The sequence below is a fragment of the Demequina litoralis genome (assembly GCF_030418455.1).
Lineage (GTDB): Bacteria > Actinomycetota > Actinomycetes > Actinomycetales > Demequinaceae > Demequina > Demequina litoralis.
Genome location: NZ_JAUHPW010000012.1, coordinates 16,689 through 36,779 on the forward strand (window position 1 = coordinate 16,689; position 20,091 = coordinate 36,779).

The 20,091-nt window shown below is 73.4% G+C and carries 23 protein-coding genes; 10 read left to right on the forward strand and 13 right to left on the reverse strand.

Features of this window, described 5'->3' with window-relative positions:
* Positions 1-146: 146 nt before the first annotated feature.
* Positions 147-1,001, forward strand: coding sequence for an aldo/keto reductase (locus tag QQX09_RS13210; RefSeq protein WP_301135574.1), 855 nt, complete (start codon positions 147-149; stop codon positions 999-1,001).
* 90 nt (positions 1,002-1,091) lie between these two features.
* Here QQX09_RS13210 and QQX09_RS13215 read toward each other — a convergent pair whose 3' ends face one another.
* The 4 genes from QQX09_RS13215 to QQX09_RS13230 form a co-directional block, all read right to left on the reverse strand.
* Complete coding sequence (locus QQX09_RS13215) at positions 1,092-2,639, reverse strand: acyl-CoA synthetase (protein WP_301135575.1); 1,548 nt, start codon at positions 2,637-2,639, stop codon at positions 1,092-1,094.
* Positions 2,640-2,680: 41 nt separating this feature from the next.
* On the reverse strand, positions 2,681-3,136 hold the full coding sequence (locus QQX09_RS13220; RefSeq protein ID WP_301135577.1) for a MaoC family dehydratase: 456 nt from the start codon (positions 3,134-3,136) through the stop codon (positions 2,681-2,683).
* 72 nt (positions 3,137-3,208) lie between these two features.
* Positions 3,209-4,093, reverse strand: coding sequence for an amidohydrolase family protein (locus tag QQX09_RS13225; protein ID WP_301135578.1), 885 nt, complete (start codon positions 4,091-4,093; stop codon positions 3,209-3,211).
* An 11-nt stretch (positions 4,094-4,104) separates the two neighbouring features.
* Positions 4,105-5,049, reverse strand: coding sequence for an SDR family NAD(P)-dependent oxidoreductase (locus tag QQX09_RS13230; RefSeq protein ID WP_301135579.1), 945 nt, complete (start codon positions 5,047-5,049; stop codon positions 4,105-4,107).
* Positions 5,050-5,141: 92 nt separating this feature from the next.
* Between QQX09_RS13230 and QQX09_RS13235 the strand changes: the two genes are divergently transcribed.
* Both QQX09_RS13235 and QQX09_RS13240 read left to right on the forward strand, forming a co-directional pair.
* Entirely contained in the window at positions 5,142-5,597 is a 456-nt protein-coding gene (locus tag QQX09_RS13235; protein ID WP_301135580.1) for a MarR family winged helix-turn-helix transcriptional regulator, read from the forward strand.
* A gap of 293 nt (positions 5,598-5,890) precedes the next feature.
* The gene (locus tag QQX09_RS13240; RefSeq protein ID WP_062289254.1) at positions 5,891-6,094 is read left to right on the forward strand and encodes a cold-shock protein; all 204 of its coding nucleotides are present in this window, start codon (positions 5,891-5,893) and stop codon (positions 6,092-6,094) included.
* Between the two features lie 263 nt (positions 6,095-6,357).
* Here QQX09_RS13240 and QQX09_RS13245 read toward each other — a convergent pair whose 3' ends face one another.
* The 5 genes from QQX09_RS13245 to QQX09_RS13265 form a co-directional block, all read right to left on the reverse strand.
* Entirely contained in the window at positions 6,358-8,001 is a 1,644-nt protein-coding gene (locus tag QQX09_RS13245) for an NAD(P)-binding protein (protein WP_301135581.1), read from the reverse strand.
* Positions 7,998-8,993 (reverse strand): thiamine pyrophosphate-dependent enzyme, encoded by a 996-nt coding sequence (locus QQX09_RS13250; RefSeq protein WP_301135582.1) that lies wholly within the window; start codon positions 8,991-8,993, stop codon positions 7,998-8,000. The genes QQX09_RS13245 and QQX09_RS13250 overlap by 4 nt, the downstream gene beginning before the upstream one ends.
* On the reverse strand, positions 8,990-10,219 hold the full coding sequence (locus QQX09_RS13255) for a hypothetical protein (RefSeq protein WP_301135583.1): 1,230 nt from the start codon (positions 10,217-10,219) through the stop codon (positions 8,990-8,992). Before QQX09_RS13255 ends, QQX09_RS13250 begins: the two co-directional genes overlap by 4 nt.
* 1 nt (position 10,220) lies before the next feature.
* Entirely contained in the window at positions 10,221-10,814 is a 594-nt protein-coding gene (locus QQX09_RS13260) for a 2-oxoacid:acceptor oxidoreductase family protein (RefSeq protein ID WP_301135585.1), read from the reverse strand.
* A gap of 116 nt (positions 10,815-10,930) precedes the next feature.
* The gene (locus QQX09_RS13265) at positions 10,931-12,610 is read right to left on the reverse strand and encodes a hypothetical protein (RefSeq protein WP_301135587.1); all 1,680 of its coding nucleotides are present in this window, start codon (positions 12,608-12,610) and stop codon (positions 10,931-10,933) included.
* Positions 12,611-12,781: 171 nt separating this feature from the next.
* Between QQX09_RS13265 and QQX09_RS13270 the strand changes: the two genes are divergently transcribed.
* The 4 genes from QQX09_RS13270 to QQX09_RS13285 all read left to right on the forward strand — a co-directional run bounded on the left by QQX09_RS13270 (position 12,782) and on the right by QQX09_RS13285 (position 14,837).
* Positions 12,782-13,285, forward strand: a complete 504-nt coding sequence (locus tag QQX09_RS13270; RefSeq protein WP_301135588.1) for a gluconokinase — start codon at positions 12,782-12,784, stop codon at positions 13,283-13,285.
* Positions 13,282-13,581 (forward strand): DUF1905 domain-containing protein, encoded by a 300-nt coding sequence (locus QQX09_RS13275; RefSeq protein WP_301135590.1) that lies wholly within the window; start codon positions 13,282-13,284, stop codon positions 13,579-13,581. The genes QQX09_RS13270 and QQX09_RS13275 overlap by 4 nt, the downstream gene beginning before the upstream one ends.
* A 27-nt stretch (positions 13,582-13,608) precedes the next feature.
* Complete coding sequence (locus QQX09_RS13280) at positions 13,609-14,196, forward strand: hypothetical protein (RefSeq protein WP_301135592.1); 588 nt, start codon at positions 13,609-13,611, stop codon at positions 14,194-14,196.
* A 65-nt stretch (positions 14,197-14,261) separates the two neighbouring features.
* Positions 14,262-14,837: a hypothetical protein gene (locus QQX09_RS13285; RefSeq protein ID WP_301135594.1), complete on the forward strand. Its 576-nt coding sequence runs from the start codon at positions 14,262-14,264 to the stop codon at positions 14,835-14,837.
* A gap of 19 nt (positions 14,838-14,856) precedes the next feature.
* On the opposite strand, the gene QQX09_RS13290 is transcribed toward QQX09_RS13285, so the two are convergent.
* Both QQX09_RS13290 and QQX09_RS13295 read right to left on the reverse strand, forming a co-directional pair.
* Positions 14,857-15,711 (reverse strand): NAD(P)H-hydrate dehydratase, encoded by an 855-nt coding sequence (locus QQX09_RS13290; protein WP_301135596.1) that lies wholly within the window; start codon positions 15,709-15,711, stop codon positions 14,857-14,859.
* Entirely contained in the window at positions 15,708-16,265 is a 558-nt protein-coding gene (locus QQX09_RS13295) for a GNAT family N-acetyltransferase (RefSeq protein WP_301135598.1), read from the reverse strand. The genes QQX09_RS13290 and QQX09_RS13295 overlap by 4 nt, the downstream gene beginning before the upstream one ends.
* Before the next feature lie 44 nt (positions 16,266-16,309).
* On the opposite strand from QQX09_RS13295, the gene def reads away from it, so the two are divergent.
* Positions 16,310-16,810 (forward strand): peptide deformylase, encoded by a 501-nt coding sequence (gene def / locus QQX09_RS13300; RefSeq protein WP_301135599.1) that lies wholly within the window; start codon positions 16,310-16,312, stop codon positions 16,808-16,810.
* On the opposite strand, the gene QQX09_RS13305 is transcribed toward def, so the two are convergent.
* A complete protein-coding gene (locus tag QQX09_RS13305; RefSeq protein WP_301135601.1) occupies positions 16,811-17,500 on the reverse strand; it encodes an NAD(P)H-hydrate epimerase in 690 nt (229 codons plus the stop codon). It abuts the gene before it with no gap.
* A 149-nt stretch (positions 17,501-17,649) separates the two neighbouring features.
* Here QQX09_RS13305 and QQX09_RS13310 point away from each other — a divergent pair, with 149 nt between their 5' ends.
* Together QQX09_RS13310 and QQX09_RS13315 are read left to right on the forward strand one after the other, a co-directional pair.
* Positions 17,650-18,147 carry a DUF3145 domain-containing protein gene (locus QQX09_RS13310; protein ID WP_301135603.1) on the forward strand — a complete coding sequence of 166 codons (498 nt, stop codon included), beginning with the start codon at positions 17,650-17,652 and terminating at the stop codon, positions 18,145-18,147.
* A 37-nt stretch (positions 18,148-18,184) separates the two neighbouring features.
* Entirely contained in the window at positions 18,185-18,766 is a 582-nt protein-coding gene (locus tag QQX09_RS13315; RefSeq protein WP_301135605.1) for a TetR/AcrR family transcriptional regulator, read from the forward strand.
* A gap of 31 nt (positions 18,767-18,797) precedes the next feature.
* Here the strand turns inward: QQX09_RS13315 and QQX09_RS13320 are convergent, their stop codons facing one another.
* Positions 18,798-20,060: an arylsulfotransferase family protein gene (locus QQX09_RS13320; protein ID WP_301135607.1), complete on the reverse strand. Its 1,263-nt coding sequence runs from the start codon at positions 20,058-20,060 to the stop codon at positions 18,798-18,800.
* Positions 20,061-20,091 lie beyond the last annotated feature (31 nt).

Sequence of the window (20,091 nt, forward strand, 5' to 3'; positions counted from 1 at the left end):
GCAGCAACTTCCAGCGCCGTCGCGACGCGGCGAAGGTTGATGTCGACCCCGTCGGGGAGACGGCGGGAGCGAAGCCGAGACGAGACGTCACCGCAGAGCCCCCGTCGACGATCCACCCACGGGCCGACGATCACAAGGAGCACCTCATGATTCTCAACGAGACCTACACCCTGTCCAACGGCGTCGAGATCCCCAAGCTCGGCCTCGGCACCTGGTTCATCGACGACGCCGACGCGGCCCAGGCCGTGCGCGACGCCGTCGAGATCGGCTACCGCAACATCGACACCGCGCAGGCCTACGGCAACGAGCGCGGCGTCGGCGAGGGCGTGCGTACCGCGAGCGTCCCGCGCTCTGAGATCTTCGTCTCGACCAAGCTGCACGCCGAGATCAAGACCTACGACGAGGCTGTGGCCGCGATCGACGGCTCGCTCGAGACCATGGGCCTGGACTACATCGACCTGTTCCTCATCCACGCGCCGCAGCCGTGGGCCGACTTCCGCGGTGGCGACTACACCGACGGCAACCGTGCCGCGTGGAAGGCCATGGAGGAGGCGCTCGCCGCGGGCAAGGTCCGCGCGATCGGCGTCTCCAACTTCAAGAACGAGGACGTCGATGCGCTGGTCGCCGGCGCCACCGTCGTCCCCCACGTCAACCAGGTGCTGGTGCACGCGGGCAACACGCCGCAGGACATCCTCGCCTACTCGGCGGAGAAGAACATCCAGATCCAGGGCTACTCGCCGATGGGTCACGGCGAGATCCTCGGCAACGAGACCATCGGCGCCCTTGCTGAGAAGTACGGCGTCTCGGTCCCGCAGCTCGCGATCCGCTACGTGATCCAGCTCGGCACCGTCGCGTTGCCGAAGACCGCGAACCCCGAGCACATGAAGGCCAACGCCCAAGTGGACTTCGAGATCTCCGATGAGGACATGAAGTCCCTCATCGAGCTCGAGGCGAAGGACTACGGCGACGTCAGCTTCTTCCCGGTGTACTCGGGCAAGTAGGCGCCTCGAGAGGCACGGCGGCCCCCGACGCGACGCGCGTCGGGGGCAGCCGTGCGCGCTCCGGACGGCGCGCATCGTGCCCGCGCGCTGTCAGCGGGCGACGTCGATGCCAGGCAGGTCGGGGAAGCGCTCGCGCAGCTCGACCTTGCGGACCTTGCCGCTCGCGGTGCGCGGGAGGTCGTCGACCAGGATCGCCGCGCGCGGCAGCTTGTACTTCGCGACGCGGCCGCGCACATGCCCGATGACGTCGTCGGGGGTGACCTGTGCGCCCTCATGCAGCGCCACGATCGCGAGCGGCACCTCGCCCCAGCGGTCGTCGGGGACGCCGATCACCGCGACCGAGCGCACCTCGGGCATCTCCATCACGAGCTGCTCGATCTCGGCGGGGTACACGTTCTCGCCGCCGGAGATGATCATGTCCTTGAGCCTGTCGGTGACGGTGAGGTAGCCCTCGTCGTCCAGGCGGCCGACGTCGCCGGTGCGCAGCCAGTCGCCGTCGCGCGCCTCGGCCGTCGCCTCGGGACGGCGCCAGTACTCGCGGATGACGTTCGGCCCGCTGATCTGGATCTCGCCGGCCTCGCCGGGCGGCAGCACGTCACCCTCGGGGCCCACGATGCGCACGTCGGTGAAGAAGTGCGCGAGGCCCGAGGTGCCCACGTGATCGCGCGCCTTGCTCACCGGCAGCGAGGTCGCGCCGGGCGAGGCCTCGGTCATGCCGTAGCCGCTCGAGAAGGCGAGCCCGCGGGCCTCGTAGGCCTCGATCACGCGCAGCGGCATGGCGGATCCTCCGCACGTGAGCTTGCGGATGCTCGACAGGTCCGTCGACTCCCATGCGGGGTGCTCGGACAGGAACTGGAAGGTGGTGGGGACTCCCGACAGGCTGGTGACGCCGTGCTCCTCGACCGCGCGCAGGACGTCTCCGCCGTCGAAGCGCTCGTGCAGCACCACGGCGCCGCCCTTGAGCAGCGTCGGCAGCGCCCCCATGCTGAGCGCCGCGACGTGGAACATCGGCGACATCATCATCGCGACCTCGTCGCGGGTGACGTCGTAGTCGACGATCGCGTTGAGGACGTTCCAGGTGAGGTTGCCGTGGGTGAGCACCGCGCCTTTCGGGCGGCCCGTGGTGCCCGACGTGTAGAGGATCATCGCGGGGTCCTCGAGGGACACCTCGGCGTCGAGCGTGGCCGGCTCCGTCGACGCGATCGCCTCGTCGAGGCTCTCCACGGCCGGCAGGTCCGCCTCGCCGTCGACCACGAGGCGCTTGCGGATCCCGCTCGACCAGGCTGCCGCGCGGGCGAGGGCGCGCACGGAGTCGTGCGTGACGAGGAACACGGCGCCCGAATCCTCGATCATGTACTCGAGCTCGCGCGGGGCGAGCCGGGTGTTGAGGGGCACGAAGATCGCGCCGAGCGCGCCGCACGCGAAGAACGTGGTGAGGAAGTCCGGGTGGTTGTTGCCCAGGTACACCAGCCGGTCGCGCTTGGCGAGCCCGCGGTCGGCGAGCACCCGGGTGAGCCGCGCCACGCGGTCCGCGAACTCGTCGTAGGTGTACGTGCCGCCGGGCCAGATGAGCGCCGTGTCGCCGGCCGACTTGATGCGCCGCCGGGCGATCCAGTCGCCGAGCCCCTGGTTCTTCATGTCATCCTCGCTGATGCCGTAGGGGAGAGGGTGCCGTCGGGTCAGGCGTAGAAGCGGTAGAGCCCGCGTGCCGCGACGGCGGGCTTGGCGCCGCCCTCGATCGCGATGGTCTGGTCGACGGTGAGCTGGAACCCGCCGGGGATCTCGGCGACCTCCGCGACCACGGCGTTCATGCGGACCCGCGCGCCCACCCGCACGGGCGAGATGAAGCGCACCTTGTCGAGGCCGTAGTTCACCTTGGTGGTGACGCCGTCGACCTCGAGAAGCTCGGTCCAGAACCTGGTGGCGAGCGACAGCGACAGGAAGCCGTGCGCGATGGGCCCGCCGAACGGGCTCTCCGCCCGCGCCCGCTCGGGGTCGGTGTGGATCCACTGGTGGTCGTCGACCGCGTCGGCGAACAGGTCCACGCGGTCCTGCGTGACCTCGAGCCAGTCGGACCAGCCGAGATCGCGGCCCTCGAGCGACGGAACCTCGGCGTAGGTGACGGTGGTGGTCATGGGGATGCCCTTCGGGTCGGGGTCGGGGGATGGGACGATGCGGTGGTCGGGGCCGCGGTCAGGCGGACGCGGTCAGGTGGCCAGGCCGAGCAGGCGGACGGCGTTGTCCTTGAGGATCGCGCCGAGCCGTTCGGGCTTGAGGGCGGTCCGCTGGACGTCGTCAAGCCAGCGGTCGGGGGTGAGGAGCGGGAAGTCGGTGCCGAACAGCACACGGTCCTTGAGGTAGGAGTTTGCGGCGCGCACGAGCGACTCGGGGAAGTACCGCGGGCTCCAGCCGGACAGGTCGATCCAGGTGTTGTGCTTGTGGGTGGCGACGGCGAGGGCCTCGTCCTGCCACGGCACGCTGGGGTGGGCCATGATGATCTGCAGGTCGGGGAAGTCGGCGGCGACACCGTCGAGCAGCATGGGGTTCGACAGCGCGAGGCGCAGCCCGCGCCCGCCGGGCAGCCCGGCGCCGATCCCGGTCTGGCCGGTGTGGAACAGCGCGGGGACGCCGGCGTCCTGAATTGCGGCGTACATCGGGTACCAGCGTTCGTCCGAGGGATCGAAGCCCTGCACCGTCGGATGCAGCTTGAACCCGCGCACGCCGTGGTCCTCGACGAGGCGCGCGATGCGCTCGACCGCGTCGGGACGATGCGGGTCGACCGACCCGAACGGGATGAGGACGTCGGCGTGGTCGACCGCCTGCGACGCGATCTCGGCGCTGTCGAGGGTGGGATGACCGAGCTGGATCTCCGCGTCGACGGTGAAGACCACCGCGGCCATGCGGCGCTCGCGGTAGTACGAGGCGATCGCCGCGAGCTCGGGCCGCGGGCCGTCCGTCCGGAAGTAGCGTGAGGCGGCCTCGACGAGGTCGGGCGGCAGGGACGCGTGCCCATGATCGTCCACCTCGATGTGCACGTGCACGTCGATAGCTTCGATCGCCGCGAGGTCGATCGCCGGCTCGTAGCGGGCCATGACGGTGCCGCTCAGGCGCTCGGACGGGGGCGCTGGAGCGCCTCGGGCAGCGGCGGGAACGACTCGCCCACCGACTGGAGGCCGCCCTCCAGCAACGTCGGCAGCTCGTCGGCGAGGGCCTCGTACGACCAGCCGCCCTCGCGATAGCCCGTGACCACGGGCTCCGGGTGCGACCACAGCTGCACGCGATCGCCGCCGATGCCGATCGCCTGCCCGGAGATCTCCGCCGCGTCGGAGGCGAGGTACGCGACCAGCCCCGCGACGTCGTCCGCGGTGCCGAAGCCGAGGTCGTGACGGTAGAAGTCGGGCATCGGCTCACCCGCGGCGTCCGCCTCGACGGCGGCCGCGAAGTACGGCACCGTCGCGGTCATCGCGGTCGCGGCTACCGGGATCACGGCGTTCACCGCGATACCGGCGCGCTTGAGCTCGAGCGCCCACGTGCGCACCATGCCGACGATGCCCGACTTGGCGGCCGCGTAGTTGGTCTGGCCGAAGTTTCCCCGCTGCCCGGTGGGGGATCCGATGCAGATGATCCGGCCCGGCACGCCGTTCTCGCGGAAGTGGGTCGCCGCGGCCCGCACGCACGTGAAGGTGCCGCGCAGGTGGACCCCGATCACCGTGTCGAAGTCGTCGTCGGTCATCTTCCACAGCACGGTGTCGCGCAGCACCCCGGCGTTGGTGACGAGGATGTCGAGCCGTCCGAAGCTCTCGAGCGCCGCGGCGACGAGGGCGTCGGCGTTAGCGGTGGGACCGACGGGTGCGACGACCGCGACGGCGTTCCCGCCCGCCCTGGCGATCTGCTCGATGGCCGCGCTCGTCGCCTCCTCGTCGACGTCGTTGACGACGATCGAGGCGCCCTGGCGCGCAAGCTCGAGGGCGTAGGCGAGGCCGAGGCCGCGCCCGGATCCGGTGACGATCGCGACCTTGCCGGCGAGCGAGGTGTGGTCTGGTGACATGCGAGAACTCCCTTGTTCTGGACGTCAGCACATCAGAGGTCGTTGAGAATGTCAATGATTGACTTCATCACGAAGCGTGGCAGGATGAGGGCATGGAAACCGACCAGGGCGCGGCTCGGTACAGCTCGCCGACGCTCGACGCCGACACGAGCTTCCTGCTCGCGCGCGCCAGCGCGATGGCGTCGGCGGTGGGCAATCGCGCGGTCGCGGATCTCGGGCTCAAGGTGCGGACCTACTCGGTACTCGCGCTCGCGGTCGAGGTCGAACCGTCGCAGCGCGAGCTGGCCGAGCGGCTCCGGCTCGACCCGAGCCAGATCGTCGCGCTGGTCGACGAGCTCGAGGCACGGGGCCTTCTCGAGCGCCGCCAGGACCCGTCCGACCGCCGGGCGCGCATCGTGGCCGCGACGCCGGCCGGGGCTGCACTGTTCGGACAGGCGCGGGCGCGAATCGAGGATGCGCAACGCGACCTGTGGGCGCCGCACTCGGCGCCCGAGATCGAGGCGCTCCGGGCCATGCTGCGGCGGGTCGCGTTCGGCGAGCCGCGCTGACGGCCCGGCTCTCCGCCCGCCGTCGCGCCCATGCCGTACACTCGTACAAGCGAGCAGCCGCTCGCGTGCTCGTCGAGCCCGGCGGACCCGGGTTCCGAGCCTCGTTAGCGCCCAGGCGTGTATATCTCCGCCAGGACCGCGCATCGGCCCCGCCGCCCGACCAGGGCGAGCACCGCATCGTGGCCCATCACATAAGCGTCCGTCGGCATCCGCCGCCGGTCATCCACGCACGTCGGCGCCGCCGGCGCAGCAACACCGACCGCTCCGCGGTCAGCAATACGAAGGACAGCAACATGGCTACCGGTACCGTCAAGTGGTTCAACCCGGACAAGGGCTTCGGCTTCATCGCCCCGGACGACGGCTCGGCCGACGTCTTCGCGCACTTCAGCGCGATCAACACCCAGGGCTTCCGCACCCTCGAGGAGAACCAGCGCGTCGAGTTCGACGCCGAGCGTGGCCCCAAGGGCATGCAGGCCGCGAACATCCGCCCGCTCTAAGCTTCAGCGGACTCGCAAGGCCCGTCCTGGCGTCCCTCACGGGATCGCCGGGGCGGGCCTTCGCCGTGCCTGGGGCGCGTGCCCGCGCGTCCCGCGCGTCCCGGTGGTACCAATCCGGACGCTTCGGGGCCGAAACGTCTGGATTGGTACCACCAGGGCGGTTGGCGCCACCGGCGCGATTAGCGCCACCAGCGCGATCGGCGCCACCCGTGCGATTGCCGCCACCAGCGTGATCGGCGCCACCAGGGCGCCCCGCGACCCGCCTACCTGACCTCGGGGATCATGTCGATCGCGCCGCACGGGCACTCTTCGGCGCAGATGCCGCAGCCCTTGCAGTAGTCGTAGTCGATCTCGTACCGCATGCCCGGGCCCAGCTTCTTGATCGCGTCGTCGGGGCACATCCCGAAGCAGTTGTCGCACTCGAAGCACGAGCCGCACGACATGCACCGCCGCGCCTCGAACACCGCGTGCTCCGCGTCCAGCCCCGCCAGCACCTCCTCGAAGCCGGTCACCCGGCGCGCCGCCTCGAGCTCCGCGCGGTGCTGCTTCGGCGCGTCGGAGTAGTACCAGGGCTGCAGCCGCTCCGCGGTCGCCTCGCGCTGCACCGGCTCCGCGGGCAGCACCCGCGACGCCAGCCACGCGTCCACGGCCTTCGCGGCCCGTGCGCCGCGCCCGATCGCATACGTCGCCGTGCGCGAGCCGGGGGAGACGTCGCCCGCCGCGAACACCCCGTCGCGCCCCGTCATGAGCGTGGTGGGATCGACCTGCACCACGCCGTCGGCGACGACCACCTCGGGCACGTCCGACAGCAGCGTGAGGTCTGCGTCCTGCCCGACCGCGAGCATCACGGTGTCCGCGTCGAGCTCCTCGAACACCCCTGTCCCGTGCGGCCGCCCGTCCTCGTCGAGCTCCATCCGCTCGATCGTGATGGTCTGCCCCTCGACCTGGGAGATCGTCGACAGCCACTGCACCCGCACGCCCTCGCCGACGGCGTCCTCCAGCTCGGTCGGGTGGGCCGGCATCTGCTCGCGCGTGCGCCGGTAGACCACGACCGCCTCGGAGGCCCCGAGCCGCCGCGCGGTGCGGGCCGCGTCCATCGCGGTGTTGCCGCCGCCGTAGACCGCCACGCGGCGCCCGAGCAGCGGCGCGTGCCCCGAGGCGACGTCCCTGAGCACGTCGATCGCGTCGACGATCTTCGACGCCGCCCCCGCCGGGATGTCGACGTGGTGCGCCACGCCCGCGCCCACGGTGAGCACCACGGCGTCGAACTCCGCCTGCGCCTCGTCCAGCGAGGTGACCGGCGTGGAGCACTCGATCCGCACGCCCGTGTCCTCGATGCGGCGGATCTCCGCCGCGAGCACCTCGCGCGGCAGCCGGTACGCCGGGATGCCGTAGCGCATCATCCCGCCCGGCTCGGCGGCGGCCTCGCGGACCACCACCTCGTGTCCCAGCCGGCGCAGGTGGTAGGCCGCGGACATCCCGGCCGGCCCCGATCCCACCACCAGCACGCGACGGCCGGACGATGCGGCGGGCGCCGGCAGCGCCCAGCCCCGCTCGAGCGCGGTGTCGCCCAGGAAGCGCTCGACCGCGTTGATGCCGACCTCCTCGTCGACGTCCGTGCGGTTGCAGGCCGTCTGGCACGGGTGGTAGCAGATGCGACCCATGACCGCGGGGAACGGGTTCGCGGCCACCAGCCGCCGCCACGCGGTCTCGAAGCCCTCCTCGCCCTCCTGCGTGGAGCCGAGCCAGCCGCGGATGTCCTCGCCCGACGGGCACCCGAGCGAGCAGGGCGGCGCGAGCTCGACGTAGACCGGACGCTCGGTGCGCCACGTGCCCGTGTGATAGGCGAGCGACGTGGCCGGCCCGGTCGACAGGCCGAGGGTCGGAGGGGCGTCGTGGCTGGTCATGAGCGCTCTCCCAGGAGGTCGTAGCGGCGGATGTTGGCGTCGGCCAGCGCGCGCCACCGCGCCAGCGCGTCCTCGCCGCCGGGCTTGAACAGGTGCGCGAAGCGCGCCTGCGGACGCAGGTACTCCTCGACGTCGGCGCGCTCGCGGATGCGCTGCACGTCGGTGAGCTCGCCCGCCCGCGCCTCGACCACGGGGAAGATGCCCGACTGCACGGCGGCCCGCGCCAGCGCGATCGACTGCGACGAGGCCGAGCCCCATCCGACGGGGCACGGCACCAGCACGTGGAGGTAGCGGGCGCCGCGGATCGACATCGCGGTGCGCACCTTGTGCTCGAGGTCGCGCAGGTCCGCCGGCGTCGCGGAGGCGACGTACGGGATCTCATGGGCCATCGCGATCTTCACCATCGACTTGCCCTGCCCGAAGGCCTGGCCCGGGCTGCGCCCCACCGCCGGGGTGGTCGCGGTGCGGGCCGCGGCCGGGGTCGCCGAGGACCGCTGCACGCCCGTGTTCATGTAGCCCTGGTTGTCGTAGCAGACGTACAGCACGTCGTCGTTGCGCTCGAACATGCCAGACACGGCCGCGAGGCCGATGTCCACGGTCCCGCCGTCCCCGCCCTGTGCCAGGACGCGCACGTCGTCGCGGCCCTGCGCGTGGAGCGAGGCGGCGATGCCGGTCGCGACCGCGGCCGCGTTGGCGAACAGCGAGTGGATCCACGGCGGCTTCCACGCGCTCTCCGGGTACAGGGTCGAGAACACCTCGAGGCAGCCGGTCGCGTTGGCGACGACGAGCTTGCCGTCCGAGGCCTCGACCGCGGTGTCCATCACCCACCGCGCCGCGAGCGCCTCGGCGCATCCCTGGCACGCGCGGTGCCCCTTGGTGAGCGAGGACGGCCGGTCCGCGTGCGACTGGACCGAGCGCTCCGCATCGTCCAGCAGCCGCCCGCCGACCGCGAGCGTGCCGGTCTGCAGGAACGGGATGTGCACCGTGGTCATCGCGCCACCTCCGTCGCACCCGCGGTCGGCGTGGGCACGCCGCCTTCCCTGAGGTCGAGGAACTCGAGGCGCCCGAGCTCGCCGTCGAGCGCCATCCGCACGGCCTCCTGTAGCGAGGCCTCGAGGATGGGCCGCCCGCCCAGCCCCGCGACCACGGAGTGCAGCCGCGACCGGGTGCCGGCGAGCGCGCGCCCCACGCAGCCGGTGAGCACGCCGCCCGAGCCCAGCTCGAGCGCCCGGTCGATCACCATGACGTGCCGCGACGCGCCGACCGCCTCGCGGAGCGCATCGCCAGGGAACGGGCGGAACGAGGACACCCCCACCAGCCGGACGGGGATGCCCGCGGCGCGCATCGGCGCGAGGGCCGCCTGCAGCGTGCCGATCACCGAGCCCATCGCCACCACCACGAGGTCGTCGGACGATGCGGGCGGTGCCAGGCGGTCGCGGTCCAGCGTGTCGGGGTCGTAGCGGGCGACGAGCCCGCCCGCCTCGCGCCCGAAGGCCTCGCGGAAGCGTTCCGACCACGACTCGATGACGCCGGTCGCGTCGAGGAAGCGCAGGTGCTGGAGGTACTTGGTCTCGGTGAAGGACTCGGGGCCGGCCATCGTGCCGATGGTGGTGGGGTGGCGGATGTCGAGCACCTGCGTGGGCCGGTAGGGCGGCAGGAAGGCGTCGACCTGCGCGGCGGTGGGCAGCTCGACCACGTCGGACGCGTGCGTGAGCACGAAGCCGTCCATGCACACCATCGCCGGGATGCCCAGCTCCTCCGCGACCGCGAAGGCGATGACATGGAGGTCGGCGGCCTCCTGGTTGTCCGCCGCGAAGAGCTGCAGCCACCCGGAGTCGCGCATCGCCATCGCATCGGAGTGGTCGTTCCAGATGTTGATGGGCGCGCCCACGGCGCGGTTGGCGACGGTCATGACGATCGGCAGGCCCATCCCCGCGGCGTTGTACACCGCCTCGGCCATGTAGAGCAGCCCCTGCGAGGCGGTCGCGGTATAGGCGCGGGACCCGCCCGCGGACGCCCCGATCGACACCGACATCGCCGAGAACTCGGACTCCACGTTGACGTACTCGCAGTCCGCGAGCTCGCCGGTGCGGGCCATCACGGACAGCGCCTCCACGATGTGGGTCTGCGGGGAGATGGGGTAGGCGCAGACCACGCCCGGCCGGCAGCGTGCGACCGTGCGGGCCACCGCTTGGGAGCCCTCGAGCACCTCGCGCATGTCATGCCTCCGATCCGGCGGCCGCGGCCACCTCGGCGAGTTCGTCCCGCACGTAGGCGAAGGCCTCGGCGGCCGCGGCGGCGTTCGCCTCGCCCACGGCTCCGGGGAAGCGCTCGCGGAACACCTGCTGGACGGCGTCGAGGGTGATGTCGTCGGATGCGGCGGCGTACGCCGCGAGCATCGCGGCGGCAGGCTTCGGCCTGCCCAGGTGCGTGAGGGTGATCTGCATGGCGGGCACGGTGAGGACCGTCGCATCGGCCTCCTGCGCGCCGGCCTCCGCGCGCACGGCGCCCGCGTCCGCGGTGGTGTTGACGATGACGAGGCCGCCGGGCGCGAGCCCGGCGAACGGCCGGTCCGAGGCGAGCAACGTGGGGTCCTGGACGAGCACCACGTCGGGGGCGAGCACGGGTTCGCGCGTGCGCAGCGGCACGTCCGCGAAGCGGCAGTAGGAGACCACCGGCGCGCCCGTGCGCTCGGACCCGAACGACGGGATGGCCTGCGCCTCGTGGCCCGCGAGGAACCCCGCGCGGGCGAGCATCTCTGCGGCCGTGACGACCCCTTGGCCGCCCCGCCCGTGGACCCTGACCTGCCTCATGACATCGCCTCCGCACGGCGTCGTGCCGTGGGCCGTCGCCGTTGACGACCCACCTCTTCACGGTAGGCCGGAGGGGTTGCGCCGCGTGGGACCGAGGTCCCGGTCGCGGGCGGGGCTCAGGCGTCCGCCGCGACGCGCTCGCGGGCGTCGTCGCGCGGGTCCTCGGGATCGCCGGGCACGGTGCGTGCGCGCTCCGGCAGGTACCGGAACACGGCCCATGCCGTGAGGGAGATCGCCCCGAAGCCCGCGACGATGAGCAGCCACGTGAGGAGCGGGGTGCGGGACTCCTGCCAGTCCTCGCCGGTGGGCACCGCGATGAGGACGAAGGCCGCGGCCGCGACGAAGTAGGCGCCCGCCCACGCGCGGCGGTGCCAGTCGTGGATGGCCTTGCCGTCGAGGTAGGTGAAGGGGAGGAGGCCGACGACGAGCGCGGCGAGGGTCTCGAGGACGACGCCCGCGAGGGTCTCCTCGACGAGCACCAGCGCGACGCCCTCCGAGCCCGCGCCGATCCCCTCGAGCAGGCTCAGCAGGATCCACGAGGCGAGCCCGATGCCGAAGGCGGTGGCGACGCCCAGCAGCGCGAGCCTGCCCTCGTTGCGCCGTGACATCGCCCGCCCGTACTGGACGGTCACCACGGCGCCGAACAGCAGCGCGGGCTCGATGTGGAGCACCTGCGAGATCGCGACCGACACCGCGACGACGAGCAGCGCGCCCGGCATCGGCATGAGGCGGCCCGGCGCGCGCAGGCGCCTGCGCGCCGCGAGGAGGCGGCCCGCGTTGAGGCCGAGGTTGAGCACGGTGAGGGACAGGAACAGGCTGAGGTAGCTGATGACCGCCTCGGCGCTCAGGTGCCAGCCGGTCTGCCCGAGCCCCAGGATCGCGGTCGCCAGCACCACGGTGGCGCCGCTGGTGAGCCATGGGCGCCGCAGCGCCGGCGGAAGCAGCCGCCGGCGCGGGTGCCGGCGGCGCGCCCAGCCGAACGCGCGCCCGTAGTTCTCGGTGAGCGTCGACTGCAGCAGCTCCGCCGGGATGGCCGCGAGCAGCAGGAACGCGGAGGCGAGCGTGGCCGTCGCGGCGACCTTGAGCGGGGTGAGGCGGAGGTCGCCGAGCGTGGGCACCGTCGGCGACAGCCACGGGTACGGCGCGGCGACCGTGACGGCGGACGATGCGGTGGACGGCGCGTAGCCCGGCGCGGTGAGCGTCGCGACCACGCGGTGGTCGCCCGGCTCCGCCTCGTCCGGAACGGTCGCCGTGAGGTCGAGGTCGCCCGCGGCGGTCGCGCTGCCGGAGCCCATCGCGAGCGGCGTGGAGTGGAGCGCGACCGTGATCTCCGCGGCGGCCGGCAGGCCGCTCGCGCGGATGCGGATCCTGTCGCCGGGGCGCAGCTCCCGACCCTCGAGGGCGATCCCGTCCTCGCCCTCGAGGTCGAAGGACCACACGAGCGTGGCGGCGGCGGCCGGCGCGACCGCCACGACGGCAGGCGCCGGGTCCGGCTGCGCGGGCCTCGCGCGGCGCTTCCTCTCCGGTAGGACCGCCGGCGCGGCCGGCGCGAGCGCGGGCACGATCGGCGCGTAGGCGGGCGCCTGCTCGGGTGCGGGCTCGGGCTCGGGGGCGACGGGTGGGGGCGCCGGATAGGCGGCGAGCGCATCGTCCCCGTCCTCGGTCGATGGGGGAGCGGCGCTCGCGGAGGCCGCGAGCATCAGGCACCCGAGCGCGAGCCCCAGGGTCGCGGCGACGAGGGCCGTCGCACGCAGCGCGCGGTCCCGCCTCGAAGCCCGCCAGGCGCGTGCGGCCATGCGCGGTTCCTCCCCCTCGCAGCGCGGTCCGCGTCCTTGCGGGACCGTCTGTCCTGGGGGCAGGGTAGCGCCGAAACATGTAGGGGTTTGTCCGGAATACGAAGAATTAACCCGCGCGAAACACCAGGCCGGACGCCCTATCCTCGTGGCAACGTCGCGGAAGGGGTCGGCATGGTGAGGGAGACGCCGCTGCTCGTGGTGATGGGGCCGTCCGCGACCGGGAAGTCCACGGTCGGGACGGCCCTCGCCGCCGCGCTGGGGGTGCCGTTCGTCGACGGCGACGATCTCCACCCCGAGGCGAACGTCGCGAAGATGGCGGCGGGCGTCCCGCTCGAGGACGCGGACCGGTGGCCCTGGCTCGACCGGATCGGCGCGACGCTGGACGATGCGGCGGCGGCCGGGGGTGCGGTGGTCGCCTGCAGCGCGCTCAAGCGTGCCTACCGCGACCGCATCGTCGCCGCGGCGCCCGCGGCGCGCTTCGTCGAGCTCGCGATCACCGAGGAGGAGGCGCTCCGACGTTCCTCCGCCCGCGCCGACCACTTCATGCCGCCCGCGCTCGTCGCGTCGCAGTTCGCGACGCTCGAGCCGCTCGCGTCGGGCGAGCGCGGCGTGCGCGTCGACGCGACCGCCCCCGTGGCGGAGATCGTGGGGTCGGCGCTAGCGTCGCTGAGGTGACCGGCTACACCTTCGAGGCGACCCTCTACGCGTGGGACGCGCGCACCGACACGTGGATCTTCGCGGACGTGCCGTTCGACGTCGCCGACGAGATCGAGGACGCCCAGCACGGGCCGCGCCGCGGCTTCGGGGCCGTGAAGGTGGAGGTCACGATCGGCGCCACCACGTGGCGCACGAGCATCTTCCCGTCCAAGGAGCGGCGCACCTTCGTGCTGCCGGTCAAGCGGGCCGTCCTCACCGCGGAGTCGCTCGCACCTGGCGACACGCCGCGGTTCACGCTCACTCCTCTCACCTAGCGGCGCGGTGCGTGCGAACCTGGGGTGATGGCGCACGCGATCGATCCCGTCCCCGCCCCGGCCCTCGAGAGCCCCGAGGCGGCCGCGTGGGTGGCCGCGGCGGTGACCATCCCGCTGTACGCGGTGCTGGGCAGCGCGTGCGCGTTCACCGGTGCGATGGTGTGGGAGTCTCTCACGGGAGGCGGCGCGGGCGTGCGGCTGCGTCTCGACCAGACCGAGGTCGCGGTGTTCCTCGCGACCGCTCTGATCGTCGCGGTCGGGATCGTCGTCACCGCCCACACGGCGGGCCGCTGGCTCCACGAGCGCACCGCGGACCAGCCGACCTCGCGCGCGGTCGGCTCGTTCGCGATGCTCGGCGGCGCGCTCGCGCTCGCCCCCGCGCTGGCGATCGTGATCGGCAGCGACGACCCGGCGTCGGCGGTGTTCGTGCTGCTGGGGCTCGTGCTGCCGTGCGCCGTGACCGCCGCCCTCGCGCGGGTGGTGGTGCCGCTCGTCGCCTCGTCGACGGTCGCGATCGCCGCGGTCGCGGTGCTCGCCGCGCTGTTCACCCTCGTGGCGGTCACCCTGCTCGCCGCGACGTGGGCCACGTGGCCCCTCGGCACGGCGCGCGGCTGATCGGCGCCCGCGGGCGCACACTGATCCCGACGGCACCGGCGCCGGTGCCCGATGGGAGGGCCACCATGTCCAGCACCGACGCCCCGCTCGCCCCGCCGCCGACGACGCCCGTGCGCGGCGCGCTCGCCGCGTGGCTCGCGACCGCGATCGGCATCCCGCTCTACGCCGTCGTCGCGCTCGCGCTCGCCTCGGCGGCCGCGCCCTTGGCGCGGGCGCTTGCGCCCGACCGGAACACGGTCGAGGACCTCGGCATGTTCCTCGGCGTCGCGGTGACGAACGTGGCCGTCGCGCTCGTGGGCATCCCCGTGGTGGCGCACACCCTCGGGCGCGTGATGTTCTCGCGCACCTCGCGGGCCCCCGACCGCGCCGCGGCGCGAGGCTTCGTGGTGATGGGCGCCCTGCTTGCCGCGCCGCTGGTGGTCTTCATCGCCTACGCCCAGCCGCTGCACGCCGTGGGTGGGCTGTACGCCGCGCTCGCGGTGGGCGTCCCGTGCGGCGTGACCGCGGGGCTGACGCGCGCGCTGATGCCGTGGGTGGCCGCGACGCCCGTCCGCCGCGGCCTGGCGGCCGCCGCGGGCGGGGCCGGAGTGCTCGGTGTGGCGTACTGGTCGACCGTGGTGCTGTTCGGCTTCTCCGTGTGACCGTCGGCCGGAACCCGCCTCAGGAGCGCAGCAGCGCGGCGACCACGGCGGGTGCCGCACCGGCCACGTCGAGGGCCGCGACCGGCCCGCCGCCCGACGCGCGCTCGGCGGCGCGCGCATGCACCCAGGCGGCGCATGCGCCCGCGACGTCGGCGGTGAGGTCCGCCGCGAGCAGCGCCCCCGCGATCCCCGCGAGCACGTCGCCCGCGCCCGCGGTCGCGAGCCACGCGGGCGCCTCGGGCAGCTCGATGGTGGCGCCGCCGGGAGAAACGATGAGCGTCACCGCGCCCTTGAGCAGCACCGTCGCGCGAGCCGTCTCGGCGAGGAGCCGCGCGTGGCCCACGCGGTCCCGCTCGACGTCTGCGGCGGTCACGTCGTGGCGCAGCGCCTCGAGGGTGCGCACCAGCTCGCCCGCGTGGGGCGTGAGCAGCACGCGCTCGGCGCCCACCGCCCGCACGCCGGCGGCACGGGCGCGCGCCACGGTCTCGAGCGCGCCGGCGTCGACCACCATGGGGGCGGACTCGGCGACGACCGCGCCGATCGCGGCGTCCTGCTCGGGATAGTCGGACACCCCCGGTCCGACCACCCAGGCCTGCGCCCTCGGGAGCCGCTCCGCGACGTCGACGGGGTGGTGGATGACCGCCTCGGGACGATGCGCGAGCACGAGGTCCTGCGCGCGCTCGGGGCCGACGTAGCGCACCATGCCCGCCCCCGCGCGGACCGCGCCCGACACCACGAGCGCCGCCGCGCCGGGGTAGGCCTCGGAGCCGGCGATGACGCCGACCACGCCGCGCGAGTACTTGTCGTCGGCCGCGCCCGGCACGGGCCACGCGGCCGCGACGTCGGCGCGCTCCCACCGCCGCACGGGCGTCACCGGGGCAGGGACAGCGCGTACAGGTCGGAGTGCATCCACTGGCCGTCGCGCTCGATGTCGTTCTCGATCCGCCGGACGAGCGACAGCCCCAGGTGCGCCATGACCTTCGCGGAGGCCTTGTGCTCGGGGCGGCACCGTGCGTGCAGCTGCTCGAGCCCGTCCTCCTCGAGGAGCGCGTCGATGACGGCGCGCACCGCCTCGGTCGCGATGCCCCGGCCCCACAGGTCGCGGCGCACCACCCAGCCGAGCTCGCGGACCTCGGGCGTCGACTCCATCGGGCCGCGTCCCTCGCCGTACACGCCGACCCCGCCCACGACCGTCCCGGCGGGGATCCGGCCCGCCGCGCCCACCGCATCGTCCCTCAGCGTGATCGCCCAGTGAGCAGGGATCCCGGCGTCCGCGGCGGCCGAGACCCACGCCTGCGTGTCGTCCTCGCTGTTGGGGCCCCACTCGGTGAAACGGCACACCGCGGGATCCGAGGCGTACACGTGGACATCTGCGGCGTCGTCGGCGCTGAACGGCCGTAGCAGGAGTCTCGCGGTCTCGAGCGTCATATCCCGACGATACGCCCACGTCCGGGGCATGGGAGGATACCGCCATGGCAATGCGTGACATCCGAGTGATCGGCGACCCCGTCCTCCGTACCCCCTGCGAGCCGATCACCGCGATCGACGACCGCGTGCGGCAGCTCGTCGAGGACCTGGTCGAGACGGTCGACCACGAGGGTCGCGCCGGCCTTGCCGCGAACCAGATCGGCGTGTCGCTGCGGGCGTTCTCGTGGAACATCGACGGCGACATCGGCTACATCCTCAACCCCGAGATCGTCGAGGTCAGCGACGACTTCCAGGAGCTCGGCGAGGAGGGCTGCCTCTCGGTGCCCGGCCTCTGGTACCCGTGCGAGCGGCCGGCCTACGCGCGTGCCGTCGGCACCGACCTCGCCGGAGACAAGGTGGAGATCGAGGGCGAGGAGATCTGGGCCCGCCTCATCAACCACGAGTGCGACCACCTCGACGGCAAGCTCTACCTCGACCGCCTGCGCAAGGACGTGCGTCGCAAGGCGATGCGGGAGATGCGCGAGTCGCTCGAGCAGCAGGGCTGATCAGCCCGGCAGGTCGATCCCGACGTCGGCGACGATCACCCGGCCCGCCGCCGCAGCCGCGGGCTGCTCGACGAGGCAGCGCTTGGGCGCGGTGAAGGTGACCGTGACGTCCGCGACCACGTAGCGGGGCGGGACGTCGGGGCGGGCGCCCGGGTCCGGTGCGGGGAGCTCCGCCGAGTCCGCCGCGAGCCCCGACGGCACGTCCACGGCGACGATGGGGAGGCCCGCCGCCACCGCGCGGCCGAGCAGCGACCACGCGTCCTCCGGCAGCCCCGGCCTGCCGCCGATCCCGGAGAATCCGTCGATCACCAGCTGCGAGTCGAGGACGCGCTCGCGGCCCAGCGGGAACGCGACGCCCGACACGGATCCCTCGCCCGCGGCGTCCTCGAGCGCCCGCACGCCGCGCTCGTGCGCGCGGTCAGCGGCGATCACCGCGACCACGCGCGCGCCGCGCCGGGCGAGCAGCGCCCCCGCGAGGAGCGCGTCGCCGCCGTTGTTGCCGGGCCCTGCGACCACGCAGACGGGGAGCCCGTCGAGCGCGAGCCCGCGCTCCGCCGCGAGGCCCGCCGCCGCATCGGCCACCGCCTCCGCGGCCCTGTCCATGAGCACGTCCTCGGGGACGTCGCGCATGGTGCGCGCCTCGGCCGCCCGGATCTGGGCCACGGTGACGATGTTCTCGCTGGTCGCCATGAGGTCCACCCTCGCACGACCCTCCGACATGCGGGGCGCGCCGCTGGCGCATCCGGCCCGGGTGAGGCACAATCGAGCCACACCCGGTGCCACCGGCTGTTTCTTTCGAGGTCGTAGGGGAAGACGCACCTCAGAGGAAGGAAAGGGTCATGGCAGCAATCACCCGTGGTGTCCTTTTCGTGCACTCCGCGACCCGAGCGATGACTCCGCACATCGAATGGGCGGCGCAGGGAGTGCTGGGTTCGCGCGCCTCCTTCGACTGGACGGATCAGCCCGCGGGCTCGGGTCTGCTGCGCGCCGAGGTAGCGTGGCAGGGTCAGCAGGGCACCGGCGCGACGCTCGCGTCCGCGCTGCGCGGCTGGGAGCACGTGCGCTACGAGGTGACCGAGGAGCCGTCGTTCGGCGCCGACGGCGGCCGCTGGTCGCACACCCCGTCGCTGGGCATCTTCCACGCCGTGATCGACGTCCACGGCAACACGGTGGTCCCGGAGGACCGCATCCGTGCCGCGCTCGACAACGGCGCCACGATGGGCGACTTCCAGCGGGCGATGGACCTCGCGCTCGGCACCGCGTGGGATCAGGAGCTCGAGCCGTTCCGCTACGCCGGCCACGGCGCGCCGGTCCGGTGGCTGCACCGCGTGGGCTGACCGTGTGGGCGCGGACCAGGCGGGTTAGGGTGAGCACGTGAGCGAGCACCGCCGTCCCGGCCGTCCCCAGATCGCGGATCCCGACCAGATCGCGCGCATCGCCGCGACCCTGTTCGCGGAGCGCGGCTACGCCGCCGTGTCGATGGACGACATCGCGGAGCGCTCCGGTGTCTCGCGCCGGACGCTGTTCCGGCACTTCGAGAACAAGGCCGACCTGGTGTGGCGCGACTTCTTCGCGACGTACCGTCGCCTCGCCGAGCGGCTCGTGGACCCCGCGACCGAGCCGGGCATGGCCGGCCTGCGCGCCGCCATGCGCGAGACGCTCGAGGTGCCCGGCGAGGAGGAGGAGATCACGCGGGTCCGCCTGCGGATCATCGGCGCGTCGTCGGAGGTCTTCGCCGCCGGCGTCCGCGGCCTGGGCGACATGACGGAGGGCCTGTCCCGGCAGGTCGCCAAGGCGGAGCACATCGACGTCGACAGCCTCGAGGCACGGGCGGCGGGCCAGGCGATCACGGGCTGCATCCTCGCCTCGGCCGTGTGGTGGGCGAGCCACTCCGACGAGCCCATCGTCGAGGTGCTCGACCGCGCGCTCGCCAGCCTCGAGCGCGGCATCTCCTGACGAACGGCGTCGGCCCGCGACGGACGGTGCGTCAGCCCAGCAGCCCCGGACGTCCCACCACGGCCTGGTAGCCGACGGTGTGGCCCAGCTCCGGCTGCTCGGCCGCGACGTCGGTGAGGATCTCCTGCTCGATGCCGGCGTCGAGGTCCACCGTGAGACGCGCGACCTCGCGGCCGTCGGCGGTGACGACCGAGACCCCCGACTCGCTGCAGCCCCACGACACGGCCCAGAACGTCTCGTCCGCGTCCATCGGGCGGGCCGAGCCCGTGCATCGTGACTCCCGGCCGGAGGGGTCCTCGACCACGTTCTCGATGGTCGCGGTGCCGTCGGTGACGCTGAGCACCACGAACCGCGCGGTGCCCACGCCTCCCGAGCCGTTGTCGAACACGGAGAAGCGGTCGCCGCCCAGCCAACGGAAGTCGTGCTGCCCGTTCAGCACCGGACGGTCGCCCAGCAGGTCCGCGGGGTCGTCGACGGCGAGCGCGAGGGCGCTGTCGTCGTGGCCGAACGTCCACAGGATGTCGCCCGTGGCGACGTCGATCGCCATGACCGTGCTCGGGTGGCGCATCGACACGTAGACGGTGGCGCCGTCGTCGGACGGCTGGACCGAGTTGCAGTGGAAGGGGTCGACGGGGGCGTACACGGCGGTGGTGGCGGCGGTGTCGAGCATCGCGTCGGTGAAGTGCTCGAGCGCGGACCACTCCCAGACCGCCTCGCCGTCGCGGACGTGCACGACCTCGCAGTCGTAGATGCGCTCCAGCGGCTCGTCGCCCAGCCCGCACGGGTAGACGTCGTCCCCGCACTCGACGGGCACGTACCGGTCCGCCCAGAAGCCCGCACCGTCGGCGTCCGGCTCCACCGCGTGGTGGTCGAGATCGAGGGACTCGGTGGCCTCGTCGATCGCGACGCCGCCGCCCTCGAACGTGGCGATGCGGGCGCAGAACGCGTAGCCGCCGCTGTCCGACAGGCAGGCGCGGCTCAGCCCGACGAGGGAGTCGTCTGTAGCGGTGAGCGCCGCCAGCGTCGAGCCGGAGGCGTCGAGCAGGGTGAGCGGTGCGAGGTCCCCGCGCAGCTCGAGCACCGCCTGGGTGCCGGTCGTGAGCAGGGGAGCGGCGACGTAGACCGAGGTGTCGAGCTCCGCCGCCTGCGCCGCGAGGCCCTCGTCGACCACCTCGTAGGTGAGCGCGTAGGGCGCGAGCAGGCCCTCGACGCCGCCGGCCGACTCGGACACGGGCGGCGCGTTGCTGGGCGACGAGTCCGTGTCGCCGCCCACGCAGCCCGCGACGGCGAGCACTCCCAGAAGGGACAGAACCGCACGTACGGGG